The 11,890-nt window shown below is 71.2% G+C and carries 12 protein-coding genes; 10 read left to right on the top strand and 2 right to left on the bottom strand.

Going from position 1 to position 11,890, the window contains the following annotated elements:
• Positions 1–18: 18 nt before the first annotated feature.
• The 10 genes from KIP79_RS05110 (at position 19) to KIP79_RS05065 (ending at position 9,734) form a co-directional block, all read left to right on the top strand.
• Positions 19–735: a methyltransferase domain-containing protein gene (locus KIP79_RS05110; RefSeq protein WP_308169572.1), complete on the top strand. Its 717-nt coding sequence runs from the start codon at positions 19–21 to the stop codon at positions 733–735.
• Between the two features lie 68 nt (positions 736–803).
• Positions 804–1,475: a polysaccharide deacetylase family protein gene (locus KIP79_RS05105; protein ID WP_250212654.1), complete on the top strand. Its 672-nt coding sequence runs from the start codon at positions 804–806 to the stop codon at positions 1,473–1,475.
• 1 nt (position 1,476) lies between these two features.
• Positions 1,477–2,388: a glycosyltransferase family 2 protein gene (locus KIP79_RS05100; protein WP_214103466.1), complete on the top strand. Its 912-nt coding sequence runs from the start codon at positions 1,477–1,479 to the stop codon at positions 2,386–2,388.
• A 5-nt stretch (positions 2,389–2,393) separates the two neighbouring features.
• Positions 2,394–3,443 (top strand): GNAT family N-acetyltransferase, encoded by a 1,050-nt coding sequence (locus tag KIP79_RS05095; RefSeq protein ID WP_250212653.1) that lies wholly within the window; start codon positions 2,394–2,396, stop codon positions 3,441–3,443.
• 219 nt (positions 3,444–3,662) lie between these two features.
• Positions 3,663–4,586, top strand: coding sequence for a glycosyltransferase family 2 protein (locus tag KIP79_RS05090; protein WP_308169571.1), 924 nt, complete (start codon positions 3,663–3,665; stop codon positions 4,584–4,586).
• Complete coding sequence (locus KIP79_RS05085) at positions 4,583–5,899, top strand: nucleotide sugar dehydrogenase (protein ID WP_214103465.1); 1,317 nt, start codon at positions 4,583–4,585, stop codon at positions 5,897–5,899. The genes KIP79_RS05090 and KIP79_RS05085 overlap by 4 nt, the downstream gene beginning before the upstream one ends.
• Positions 5,889–7,085, top strand: coding sequence for a glycosyltransferase family 4 protein (locus KIP79_RS05080; protein WP_214103464.1), 1,197 nt, complete (start codon positions 5,889–5,891; stop codon positions 7,083–7,085). Before KIP79_RS05085 ends, KIP79_RS05080 begins: the two co-directional genes overlap by 11 nt.
• On the top strand, positions 7,082–7,906 hold the full coding sequence (locus KIP79_RS05075) for a glycosyltransferase family 2 protein (protein WP_214103463.1): 825 nt from the start codon (positions 7,082–7,084) through the stop codon (positions 7,904–7,906). Before KIP79_RS05080 ends, KIP79_RS05075 begins: the two co-directional genes overlap by 4 nt.
• Positions 7,907–7,920: 14 nt before the next feature.
• Entirely contained in the window at positions 7,921–8,814 is an 894-nt protein-coding gene (locus KIP79_RS05070) for a right-handed parallel beta-helix repeat-containing protein (protein ID WP_214103462.1), read from the top strand.
• Positions 8,802–9,734 (top strand): hypothetical protein, encoded by a 933-nt coding sequence (locus KIP79_RS05065; RefSeq protein ID WP_214103461.1) that lies wholly within the window; start codon positions 8,802–8,804, stop codon positions 9,732–9,734. The genes KIP79_RS05070 and KIP79_RS05065 overlap by 13 nt, the downstream gene beginning before the upstream one ends.
• Here KIP79_RS05065 and KIP79_RS05060 read toward each other — a convergent pair.
• On the bottom strand, positions 9,706–11,082 hold the full coding sequence (locus tag KIP79_RS05060; protein ID WP_214103460.1) for an O-antigen ligase family protein: 1,377 nt from the start codon (positions 11,080–11,082) through the stop codon (positions 9,706–9,708). The genes KIP79_RS05065 and KIP79_RS05060 overlap by 29 nt on opposite strands.
• Entirely contained in the window at positions 11,079–11,801 is a 723-nt protein-coding gene (locus KIP79_RS05055) for a hypothetical protein (RefSeq protein ID WP_214103459.1), read from the bottom strand. The genes KIP79_RS05060 and KIP79_RS05055 overlap by 4 nt, the downstream gene beginning before the upstream one ends.
• Positions 11,802–11,890 lie beyond the last annotated feature (89 nt).

Here is an 11,890-nt window from a genome sequence, read left to right as displayed (position 1 = left end):
CCGATCCCTGGAGGGGTAGTGACCGTTCTGATCGAGACCGTCCCGGTCATCGAGTTCGTCGGTGAGGGGGTGGGCGTCGGCGGCGGCTTGCTGGCCACCAACATACGGCGCACCCGCCAGACCGTGAGCCGTCTGATCTTCGATCGCCGGTACGGGGTGGAGACGGCGGAGTTCGCCGACCTCGAACAGTTCGGTCTCGCCCACGCGGAACGGGTCTACTACTCCCCCGCCAACTGGGGCACCCTCCGCCGTACGCTGCCGGCGCACGAGGTGACCCCGCAGGACGTGTTCCTCGACCTCGGTTCCGGCAAGGCGCGCATGGTGCTGGAGGCGGCCAGCCGCTACCCCTTCCGCCGGGCGATCGGGGTCGAGCTCTCGTCCGAGCTGACCGAGGTGGCCCGGCAGAACCTCCGGTCCACCCGGCTGCGCATCCGGGCGGGCGAGGTGGAACTGGTCCAGTCGGACGTGCTGGACTACCGCATTCCCGACGACGTCACCGTGGTGTTCCTGAACAACCCGTTCCGCGGCGAGGTGTTCGCCACCGCGATGCGGAACCTGATCGCCTCGGTGGACCGCAACCCCCGCCCGGTCACGCTCGTCTACTTCAACCCGGTGGAGGAGCCGTTCCTGTTGAGCACCGGCCGGATCCGGCACCTGCGCACGGTGACCAGGGGCCGGGCCGCGGCCGACGATATTTTCGGTACAACTCGCATTTATCGAATTACCATGCCATGACTGGGCAGAGCACCCCCGAGAACCCGTTGCCGTGTAACGGGTCACTTGCGGACGGGGATAGAGAGGTCATGGGCAGCGTGGGGACCGTCATCAACCTGACTGTGCACGGAATCGGCCGGCCCGAGCGCGAACTGGACCCCGGCGAAGGCGACACCTGGGTGAGTGTGGCGCAGTTCGAGCAGGTGCTCGACGCCGTGGTCGGCCGGGAGGACGTGCGCGTCACCTTCGACGACAGCAACTCCTCTGATCTGGAGATCGCCCTGCCCCGGCTGCTCGAACGCGGGCTGAAAGCCGAGTTCTTCGTGCTGGCCGGGCTGCTCGGCCGTCCGGGGCGGCTGACCGCCGACGGCGTGCGCACCCTGATCAAGTCCGGGATGCGGGTCGGCTCGCACGGCTGGGCGCACCGCGACTGGCGGCGGATCGACAACGAGCAGGCGGTGGAGGAGCTCACCGACGCGCACCGCACGCTCACCGAGCTGACCGGGCGGCAGGTCTCCCGGGTGGCCATCCCGTTCGGCTCCTACGACCGCCACGTGCTGCGCCGGCTGCGCCGAGCCGGGGTGACCCGGGCCTTCACCAGCGACGGCGGCCGGGCCCGCCGGGGCACCTGGCTGCAACCGCGCACCAGCCTGGTCCGCCACCTGGACGAGTCCTGGACCCGCGGCGTGCTGCGTCCGCCGTCCGCGATGCTGATGGCGCGCAAGCTCGCCGGGCGGGCGGTCAAGCGGGTGCGCGGCTGACATGTCCGACATCCCCCGCGTCGCGGTGGTCATTGTCACCTACAACAGCGCCGACGTGCTGCCCGGCTGCCTCTCCTCGCTCGTCGCCGGCTCCGAAGGGGTGGATCTGGCCGAGGTGGTGGTCGCCGACAACGCCTCCAAGGACGGATCGCCGCGGATCGCCGAAGAGGCGGGCGCGCGGGTCGTGCATACCGGCCGCAACGCCGGGTACGCCGCCGCCATCAACGCCGGAGTGGCCGCGCTCGACCTGGACGCCATGGACGCGGTCTACGTGCTCAACCCGGACTGCCGGGTGCCGCCGGGCTCGATCCTGACCCTGGCCAGGGCGCTGGAGCAGCCCGGCGTCGGCCTCGTGGCGCCGCGCATGGTCAATCCCGACGGCTCGTTACAGCCCTCGCTGCGCCGCATGCCGACCATCGGCCGCGCCGTGGCCGAGGCCGTGATCGGCGGCAACCGGGCCGGGCGCATCGGCCGCCTGGGCGAGCTGATCACCGATCCGCGCGAGTACGAGCGGGCGGGCCCGGTGGCCTGGGCCACCGGCGCGGCGCTGCTGATCTCGGTCCAGGCGATCCGCGAACTCGGCCCCTGGGACGAGTCCTTCCTGCTCTACAGCGAGGAGACCGAGTACGCGCTGCGCGCCGCCGACCAGGGCTGGGCGCTCTGGTACGAGCCCGCGGCTTTGGTGGAGCACATCGGGGGCGACTCCGGGATCAACCCGACGCTGGCCGCGCTGCTGCTGGTCAACAAGGTGAAGCTGTTCCGCCGCCGGCGCGGCCGGCTCGCCGGGGCCGTCTACTACCTGACCGTGCTGGCCGGGGAGTCGGTCCGGGCGCTGGCGGGCCGCCGGGTGTCGCAACGGTCGGTGCACTGGCTGCTCCGCCCGTCCAGGCGCTGGACGGCCCTGCCAGGGTGACCGGGATGACTACCACGATCATGGCGTTCGACCGGCTCGGCGCCGCGGAACTCGATGCCTGGCACGCGCTGCGGGCCAAGAACCCGCTGCTGGACAGCCCGTACTTCCATCCAGGGTTCGCCGCGGCCGTGCACGCGACCGGGCCGCCGGTGACGGTGGTGGTGCACCGGGACGCCCGCGGCGAGGTGGCCGCGCTGCTGGCCGGGCACCGCGAGGGCGCGCTGCTGCGCCCGGTGGGCTGGCCCGGCGCCGACTTCCAGGGCCCGGTGCTGGCCCCGGGCACCATGTTCGACCCCCGGCTGGTGCTCACCGGCGGCATCCGCGCCTTCGCCTTCGACCACCTGCTCGACGGTCTGGCCGAGGCCGAGCCCTGGACGGTGTCCCGGCGGCCTTCGCCGTACCTGGACGTGACCGGCGGCCTGGACGGCTATCTGGGCCGCGCCTCCAAGTCGGGCCGGGAGAACATGTCCCAGGCCCGCCGCCGGGCCGCGAAGGCGGCTCGTGAGCTGGGCGAGGTGCGGTTCGCGGCCGACGTGGTGGACGAGGCGGCGCTGGCCCGGGTGGTGGAGCTGAAGCGGGCCCAGTACCGGGCGACCGGCGCGGCCGACTACTTCGCCGAGCCCGGCCGGGTGGAGCTGCTGACCCGGCTCCTGCACACCAGGGACCCCGACTTCGCCGGGGTGCTGTCCACCGTGCACGCGGGCTCGACGCTGCTGGCCGCGCACTTCGGCATGCGCTCGGGCGGGGTGCTGCACTGGTGGTTCCCGGTCTACGACCCGGCCTACGGCCACCTGGCCCCCGGCTGGATGCTGCTGCGCGAACTGGTGTGCGCCGCGCCCGCGCTCGGCGTGACCCGGATCGATCTGGGCCGGGGCGACGACGAGTACAAGCGCCGGGCCAAGACCGGGGAGAGTCTGGTGGCACAGGGCCTGGTGACCAGGAACCGGGCCCGGTTGCTGCTGCGCCGTGCGCAGGAGTCGGCGGTGGCCGCCGCGAAGTCCTCGGCGGCCGGGCCGGCGCTCCAGCGGCTGGCCAGAAGGCTGCGCGGGCGCTAACGGGTCCCAACCCCACGATCACCCACCGTGTGAACGATCGTGGAATGTCCGGAAAAACGGCTACTGACCTGGTGATCAACGGATACTGTGCTCAAGCGAAAAATCAGATAAGCGGCCTTGGTAACGTTCCACACGCCTCACCCGACAAGGTAGGTGGTGGGACGGGGGGTACACCTGAGGCCGCCCGCTGCCCGAGGGCGCGACGGAGGGCTTGGATCGGTGAAGATCAGCATTCTGGGGCTGGCTCGCATCGCGATCGTCATCGTCACCTACAACAGCGCCGCGGTCCTGGCCGAGTGCCTGGGCTCACTGCCCGAGGGCTCCAAGGGGGTCAACCTCACCCAGGTGGTGGTGGCTGACAACGCCTCCAGGGACGCGTCGCAGCAGATCGCCGAAGAGGCGGGCGCGCGGGTCGTGCAGACCGGCCGTAACGCCGGGTACGCCGCCGCCATCAACGCGGGGGTGGCCTCGCTCGACCTGAGCGAGCTCGACGCCGTGATGGTGCTCAACCCCGACTGCAAGGTGCACCCGGGCGCGCTGGCCGTCCTGGCCGGTGCCCTGATGGTGCCCGGCCGCGGCATCGCGGTCCCCCGGCTGACCAAGCCGGACGGCACGCTACAGCCCTCGCTCCGCCGCGAGGCCACGGTGCACGGCGCGCTCGCCGAGGCGGTGATCGGCGGCACCCTGTCCGGCCGGATCAGCGGGGTCGGCGAGGTGATCACCGATCCCCGCCACTACGAGCAACCGGGGCCCGCCGACTGGGCCACCGGCGCCGCCTGGATGCTCGGCACCGACGCCATCCGCCAGCTCGGCCCCTGGGACGAGTCCTTCCTGCTCTACAGCGAGGAGACCGAGTACGCGCTGCGCGCCGCCGACCAGGGCTGGATGCTCTGGTACGAACCCGGCGCCATCGTGGAGCACATCGGCGGCGAGTCGGGCACCAATCCGATGCTGGCGGCCCTGCTCATCGTGAACAAGGTCCGCCTGTTCCGCCGCCGCCGGGGGCGGATCGCCTCCGCGGCCTACTACCTGTCCATCGTCCTGGGCCAGTCGGTGCGCGCGGCCCTGGGCAGCCGTACGGCCAGAGCCGCGCTGGCGGCCCTGCTGTTCCCCTCTCGCCGGATCCAGGAGCTACCACAGTGAAGATAAGCGTCTTCGGACTGGGCTATGTCGGCTGTGTGTCCGCGGCCTGCCTCGCGGCCCGCGGCCACCAGGTCATCGGAGTCGACGTCAACCCCGTCAAGGTCGAGCTGATCTCCGCGGGGAAGGCCCCGGTGGTGGAGGAGCGGATCGGCGAGCTGACCGCCGAGGTGGTGGCCTCCGGCGCGCTGCGGGCCACCTCCGACACCGCCGCCGCGGTCAGGGAGAGCGACATCTCGCTGGTCTGCGTGGGCACGCCGTCGGCCCCCAACGGGAGCCTCTCGACCGCGTACCTGGAGCGGGTGGCCGAGGAGATCGGCGCCGCGCTCCGCGACCACCCCGGGCGGCACACGGTGGTCTTCCGCAGCACCATGCTCCCCGGCACCTGCGAGAGCCTGCTGGTGCCGATCCTGGAGAAGAGCTCGGGCCTGACCGCGGGCGTGGACTTCGGGGTCGCGGTGAACCCGGAGTTCCTCCGCGAGGGCACCAGCGTGTCGGACTTCTTCGACCCGCCGAAGACCGTGATCGGCGAACTCGACCCCGGCAGCGGCGACATGGTGGCCGAGTTGTACGAGGGCCTGCCCGGCCAGGTCTTCCGGGTGCCGATCGCGGTGGCCGAGATGACCAAGTACGCCGACAACTCCTTCCACGGCCTGAAGATCGCCTTCGCCAACGAGCTGGGCGCCATCTGCGCCGCGCTCGGCCTGGACTCGCACCGGGTGATGGACGTCTTCCTGGCCGACACCAAGCTCAACATCAGCCCCGCCTACCTGCGCCCCGGCTTCGCCTTCGGCGGCTCCTGCCTGCCCAAGGACCTGCGCGGCCTGGTGTACGCGGCCCGCCGCGCCGACGTGTCGGTGCCGCTGCTCTCGCACGTGCTGCCGGCCAACGAGGAGCACCTGCGCCGGGCCTTCGACCTGGTGGCGGCCACCGGCAAGCGCAGGGTCGGCCTGTTCGGCCTGTCGTTCAAGCCGGGTACCGACGACCTGCGGGAGAGCCCGCTGGTCGAGCTGGCCGAACGCCTGCTGGGCAAGGGGTACGATCTCCGCATCTACGACGCGAATGTCGCACTTTCCCGGCTTATCGGCGCAAACCGCGACTACATTGAGGGCAGGCTGCCCCATCTCGGGGACCTGCTCAGCAATTCCGTCGATGAAGTGCTGAACCATGCGGAAGTGTGCGTGGTGGGCTGCAAGGACCCGGCCGTGCTGGCGGCGCTCGCCGACAGCGGCGACCGGGCCATCATCGACCTCGTCCGCCTGCCTGACGCGGAAGAGCGTCGGCACCGACCTGGGTATGTGGGACTTGGCTGGTAAAGCGCTGATCCTCGTCGAGAACCTCTCCGTGCCGTTCGACCGCAGGGTCTGGCAGGAGAGCACCGCGCTGCGCGACGCGGGCTGGGAGGTACACGTCATCTGCCCGCGCGGGACCAAGCGGGACACCGAGCCGGAGGCGGTGATCGACGGCATCAGGATCCACCGCTACCCGCTGCGCGCCGCCACCGGCGGCCCGCTCGGCTACCTGCTGGAGTACGGCTCCGCCCTCTGGCACACCTACCGGCTGGCCCGCCGGGTCGGCCCGGTGGACGTGCTGCACGCCTGCAACCCGCCCGACCTGTTCTTCCTGATCGCGCGGGCGTTACAGATGCGGCGGGGACGGCGGGCCCGGCGCGCCCGGTTCGTCTTCGACCAGCACGACCTGGTGCCCGAGCTGTACCTGTCCCGGTTCAACCGCGGCAGGGACCTGCTCTACCGGCTCGTCTGCCGAGTGGAACGCGCCACCTTCCGGGCCGCCGACGTGGTCATCTCCACCAACGAGAGCTACCGCGAAGTAGCCCTTACCCGGGGCGGGAAATCGCCGGACCAGGTCTTCGTGGTGCGCAGCGCCCCGGTCGTGGAACGTTTCCACGAGGTCCCGCCGGACGAGTCGATCAAGAAGGGCAAGCCGCACCTGCTCTGCTACCTGGGCGTCATGGGCCCGCAGGACGGGGTGGACTACGCGCTGCGGGCGCTGGCCAAGCTCCGGCACGAGCAGGGCCGCACCGACTGGCACGCGGCCTTCGTCGGCGCCGGGGACACCTTCGACGCGATGGTGGCGCTGGCCGCCGAGCTCGGCCTGGCCGACTGCGTGGACTTCACCGGGCGCATCCCCGACGAGGACCTGCTGCGCTACCTGTCCACCTCCGACGTGTGCCTGTCGCCCGATCCGCTCAACCCGCTGAACGACGTGTCCACCATGAACAAGGTCATGGAGTACATGGCGATGGCCCGCCCGATCGTCTCCTTCGAGCTGCGCGAGGCCCGGGTCTCGGCGGGCGAGGCGGCCGTGTACGCCCCCGCCAACGACGAGGCCGAGTTCGCCAAGCTGATCGCCCTGCTGCTGGACGACCCCGAGGAGCGCCGCCGGATGGGCGAGCTCGGCCAGGCCCGGGTGCGCGGCCCGCTCTCCTGGGACAACTCCAGGAAGGCGCTGCTGGCCGCCTACCAGGCCGCCGTCCGGTGAGCCCGATCGCCGGCGTGGTCGTCCCGGCCCACAACGAGGAGGCCGTGCTCGGCCGCACCCTGGCCCGGCTGCTCGCCGAGGCGGCCCCCGGCGAGCTGGACGTGGTGGTGGTGGCCAACGCGTGCCGGGACACCACGGCCAAGGTGGCCGCCGAGGCGGGGGTCCGGGTGATCGAGACCCCGGTCCCCGGCAAGGCGCACGCGCTGCGCCTCGGGGACGACGCGTGCCAGGTCTTCCCGCGCGTCTACCTGGACGCCGACGTGGAGCTGAGCACCGCGTCGGTACGGGCCCTGGCGGCCGCGCTGGCCGAGCCAGGTGTGCTGGCCGCCGCGCCGGCGCCGGTCTGGGAGCTGGGGGCGACCGGATGGCTGGCCCGCCGGGTGCACCGGGTGCACGACCAGCTGATCGGGCCACGCCGCGCGCTGGCCGGGGTCGGCGTGTACGCGCTGAGCGAGGCCGGCCACGCCCGGATCTTCCCGATGCCCGACGTGATCGCCGACGACGAGCTGGTGCACCGGAGCTTCACCCCCGCGGAGCGGAGGGTGGTCGCCCAGGCCCGGTCGGTGATCCGCCCTGCCCGGACGGTACGGGCCCACCTGAACCGCAGGGTCCGGGTCAGGCAGGGCAACCGGCAGCTCACCGAGCTGGGCCTGCCCGCCCCCGAGGGCCGGTTGGGGGCCGGACGGCTGGCCGCGCTGGTGCGCAGTGGCACGGTGAGCCCGCTGGACGCGGCCTGTTATCTGGCGGTGCTGGGGGCCGACCGGGTGCTCACCCGGCGGCGGCGCGGCATATCGTGGGCCACGGACGCCAGTAGCCGATGATGGGAGAACGATTCATGCGGAGGCGCCTGGGACCGGCCATCCTCCTGCTCGTCACGCTGGCGGCCTGTAGCTCGGACCCACCACCACCCCCGGCGGCCCGCCCGACCGAGTCCGCGAGCCCCACCGCCTCTCCCAGTCCGACCGGCCCCTGCGCGCAGTACCCGGGCCCGGCCTGCACGGGCGTGCCCAAGGGCACCACGCTGACCAAGCTGAAGCTGAACATGGACGGCGAGACGCTGCGGATCACCAAGCGCGGCACCGTGCTGGACAAGGTGCACGTGCCCGGCAACCTGCTGATCACCGCCAACGACGTGACGATCACCAACAGCCAGATCGACGGCCAGATCATGGGCGTCTACGACGAGAAGCGGTACTCCTTCACGGTCGCCGACTCCACGGTCGGCCCCACCGACCGGTGTGACACCGCCCCCGGCATCCTGGACGCCCAGTTCACCGCCACCCGTGTGCACATCCGCGGCCACGGCGACGGCTTCAGCGTCTCCGGCGACAACGTCACCATCACCGACTCCTACGTCAAGCTCTGCTCCAACCCCGGCGACCACTCCGACGGCATCCAGACCGTCGGCGCCAGCAAGAACCTCACCTTCCACCACAACACCGTCGACCAGCGCGACGCGCCCTCCCGCACCGCCCCGGTCTTCCTCGTGGACCCCACCGAGGGCGTCACGGTGACCGACAACCTGCTCATCGGCGGCACCTACACCCTCCAGGTGCGGACCGCCCCCGGCGCCGTCGCCAGGAACAACGCGATCGTGAACGAAAGCTGGGACTTCGGACCGGCCTCGGTCGACTGCGGGAACACCACATGGGAAGAGAACAAGCTCGTCACCATCGACGAGCACTACAACGTGACCTCCGTGGTGGCCCCACTGGAGTGCCCCACCTGACGATCCTGGCGCTGGTCGCGGCGCTGACCGGCTGCGCGTCCGACGACGGCCGCACCCTGGCCGACCGGCCCGTCCCGGCCAGCGCCTCCGCCCCGGCACGGTCGGCGGTGCCGCCCCCGACCGTGCCTCCGCCGCCGCTGCCCGACTACCCGGACGCGGACAGCACCGGCGTGCCGCCCGGAACCCGGCTGACCGTGGTCCGCGGCGACCAGACCATCAGCGCCGACAACCTGGTCATCACCGGCAAGGACTTCCACGGCTTCGTCACCGTCACCGGGTCCAACGTGACCTTCCGGAACTGCGTCTTCCGGGGCCGGGCCACCGACCGCAACGCCGCCCTGCTGGACACCGAACGCGGCAGGAACACCGTGGTGATCGCCTCGGAGTTCGTCCCGGCCGCTCCGTCGGCCACCGTGGACGACCTGTGGACCAGGAACACCCGCATCTACCGGGCCGACATCAGCGGCGGCGTGGACGGCGTCAAGGCCAACAGCCACACGCTCATCCAGGACTCCTACATCCACGACCTGACCTGGTTCGAACACGACCCGAACCAGAACGGCGGTCCCACCCACAACGACGGCGTGCAGTCCTGGGCCGGGATGCGCGACGTCACCCTGCGGCACAACACCATCGACATGTCCACCACCAAGGAGGCCAACGCCGCGTTGCAGACCTCCGCGTACGACACCCGGGTGCTGGACAACCTGCTCGACGGCGGCGCCTGCATGCTCAACTTCGACCACACCGTGCTGGGCGGCCCGCTGACCGGGATCGAGGTGGTCGGCAACCGGTTCGGGCGGCACTCCGCCTATGACTGCCCGATCCTGCTCAGCAGCCGTTCGATCATGACCAGGAACGCGGGCAACGTGTGGGCCGACACCGGCGGCCCTATTCCGCCGCCTGAGCAGCACGACTGAACGCGGCCGTCCGCCGGGGCGCCGCCGGGCCGCCCTGTGCCGCGCGGCGGTCCTCCTCGGCGATCCGCAGCAGCGCGCCGCAACTCCCGATCATGACGAACATCAGGGCCGCGATCTGCGGGAAGGCGAGCAGGTCGAAGGTGATCGCGCCGACCAGTGGGACGATCGTGGCCGCGGCCATGGTCAGCGCCAGGTTCTGGTCACGGGGGTCGGTGAACAGATACCGGGCCTTGGTCGCGCCGTACACGCCGACCAGGACGATGCCGACGAAGGCGATCAGGCCCAGCGTGCCGGCCTCGACGGCGGTGAGCAGGTACTGGTTGTCGAAAACCTGGTGCTTTGGGGCGTACCAGGTGCCGATGCCGCGGCCGAACAGGGGCCTGCGCAGGAACTCGGCGGCCGCGTTCGGGTAGTCGTGCACCCGGTAGCGGATGCTGTCGTCCCTTCCGCTGCCGATGCTGGTGAACAGGGTGACGAAGGCGCCGAGCAGGCCGGGGAAGATCACCTTCACCACCGCCAGGAAGATCGCGACGATGCCGAGCGCCTGCAGCCTGCGCCGGTTCGACCAGCCCATGAAGAGCACCAGGCCGACGGTGAGGACGGCCAGGATGCCGGACCGGGAGACCGCGAACATCAGGCCGACGGCGATCATCCCGGACGCGATCCACCACCGCAGCGGCGGCTCGCCGCGGTCCTTGGCGTGCAGGCCGAAGTGGAGCGCGAACGGCAGCAGCATCGCCATGATCACGCCGAACTCGATCGGGTGCCCGGTGGTGGACGGCACCCGGGTGATGCCCGACCTGGCCTCCACCGCGTCCACCGCCACGTCGTTGGCGCTGAGGATGGGCAGCTGCATGTACGCGGTGAGGTCGAACCCGAACACCCATTGGACCGCTCCCACCACCGCCATGCCGGCCCCGGCGACCACCAGTCCCTTCAGCACGAAGTCCAGCCGGTCCCTGCCGCGCACCATGTCGCACATGCCCAGCGCCAGACCCAGGTTGGCCAGGATCAGCACCAGGGAGTGGTCGGCCGAGTTGAGCTCGTCGCTGGGCAGGTAGGCGTAGGTGGCGTAGCCGTACAGGAAGAAGATGGCCAGCAGGTAGGTGAACAGGCCGCGGCGGACCGCCACGGGGCCCTTGGCGATGCCCAGCGTGGTGGTCAGGTGGGCGCACATCCACATCGTGATGGTGAACAGGCCGAGCACGTCGGACAGGGTCAGCGACATGGGCAGGCCGCGCAGCACCAGCCGGGCGGGGGTCAGCAGCAGCACCAGCACGCAGACGCAGAGCAGGCTCGCGCCGTCGGCACGCTGGCGCAGCGGGGTGTCCAGGGCGGAGATGGTCATCCGCGCGCACCGGTGGGCTGGACGTCCCGCGGCGAGGCGGACACCGGTCCCGGCCGCCAGGCGGCCTTACGGGCCCGCCTGGACACCACGAAGCTCTCCACCGCGAAGGTGGACCAGAGGCTCAGCAGGCCGCCCACCCCGGCGGCCGCGGCGGCCGCCCGAGCCCTGCTGCCGCGCTCCGGCTCCGGCGTGGTGGGGAGCACCACGTCGATCGCGGTGAGGAAGGTCTGCTTCGGCGCGCCCACCTTGGTCTGCCGGTTGAACAGCTCCTGCTTGGTCCTGGCCACCACCCGGGCCACCATGGCCCTGGCCCCCTCCGCGCTGTCGCTCTCCGCCTCCACGAACACGAACGGGCCGCTGGACATGCTCTCCGGGTTGGTGCTGCCGTTGGTGACCTTGTACTGGGTCGGGTCGCCCGGCTTGACCCCCAGCTCGGCCGCGACCTCCGGGGAGCCCATCGCCTGGATCAGGATGGAGGCGGTCATGTTGAGCCCGTAGTCGAAGTTGAGCAGCGGGTTGGTGATCGGGTTGGGCAGGGTGGGATTCGGCGGGACCGTTCCTCCGGTGGTCGGGATGCTCAGCACGATCACCCCGTTGGACAGGTACGTCGGCGGGATGCTGGCGTAGATCACCCCAGCCCCGCCCAGACCTAACAGCAACACCGGAAGGGCGACATACCACCGCCTGAACAGGACGAGGACCGTCCCCCAGAAGTCCATGCGCATCCCTTCCCCGAACCTCTACTGCCTATCGCCACGTGACACGGGTGGTGTTACGGACATGCGTAACGTGTCAGATGTTGTGTCGA

This window comes from Acrocarpospora catenulata, assembly GCF_018476525.1.
GTDB classification, from domain to species: Bacteria; Actinomycetota; Actinomycetes; order Streptosporangiales; family Streptosporangiaceae; genus Acrocarpospora; species Acrocarpospora catenulata.
This window is presented reverse-complemented; position numbering and strand designations above follow the sequence as displayed.

What these genes read in the sequence shown, in the direction of transcription:
- KIP79_RS05105 (WP_250212654.1), top strand. Translation starts at nt 804, where the DNA reads ATGGGCAGCGTGGGGACCGTCATCAACCTGACTGTGCACGGAATCGGC.
- KIP79_RS05100 (WP_214103466.1), top strand. Translation starts at nt 1,477, where the DNA reads ATGTCCGACATCCCCCGCGTCGCGGTGGTCATTGTCACCTACAACAGC.
- KIP79_RS05095 (WP_250212653.1), top strand. Translation starts at nt 2,394, where the DNA reads ATGACTACCACGATCATGGCGTTCGACCGGCTCGGCGCCGCGGAACTC.
- KIP79_RS05070 (WP_214103462.1), top strand. Translation starts at nt 7,921, where the DNA reads ATGCGGAGGCGCCTGGGACCGGCCATCCTCCTGCTCGTCACGCTGGCG.
- KIP79_RS05060 (WP_214103460.1), bottom strand. Translation starts at nt 11,082, where the DNA reads ATGACCATCTCCGCCCTGGACACCCCGCTGCGCCAGCGTGCCGACGGC.
- KIP79_RS05055 (WP_214103459.1), bottom strand. Translation starts at nt 11,801, where the DNA reads ATGGACTTCTGGGGGACGGTCCTCGTCCTGTTCAGGCGGTGGTATGTC.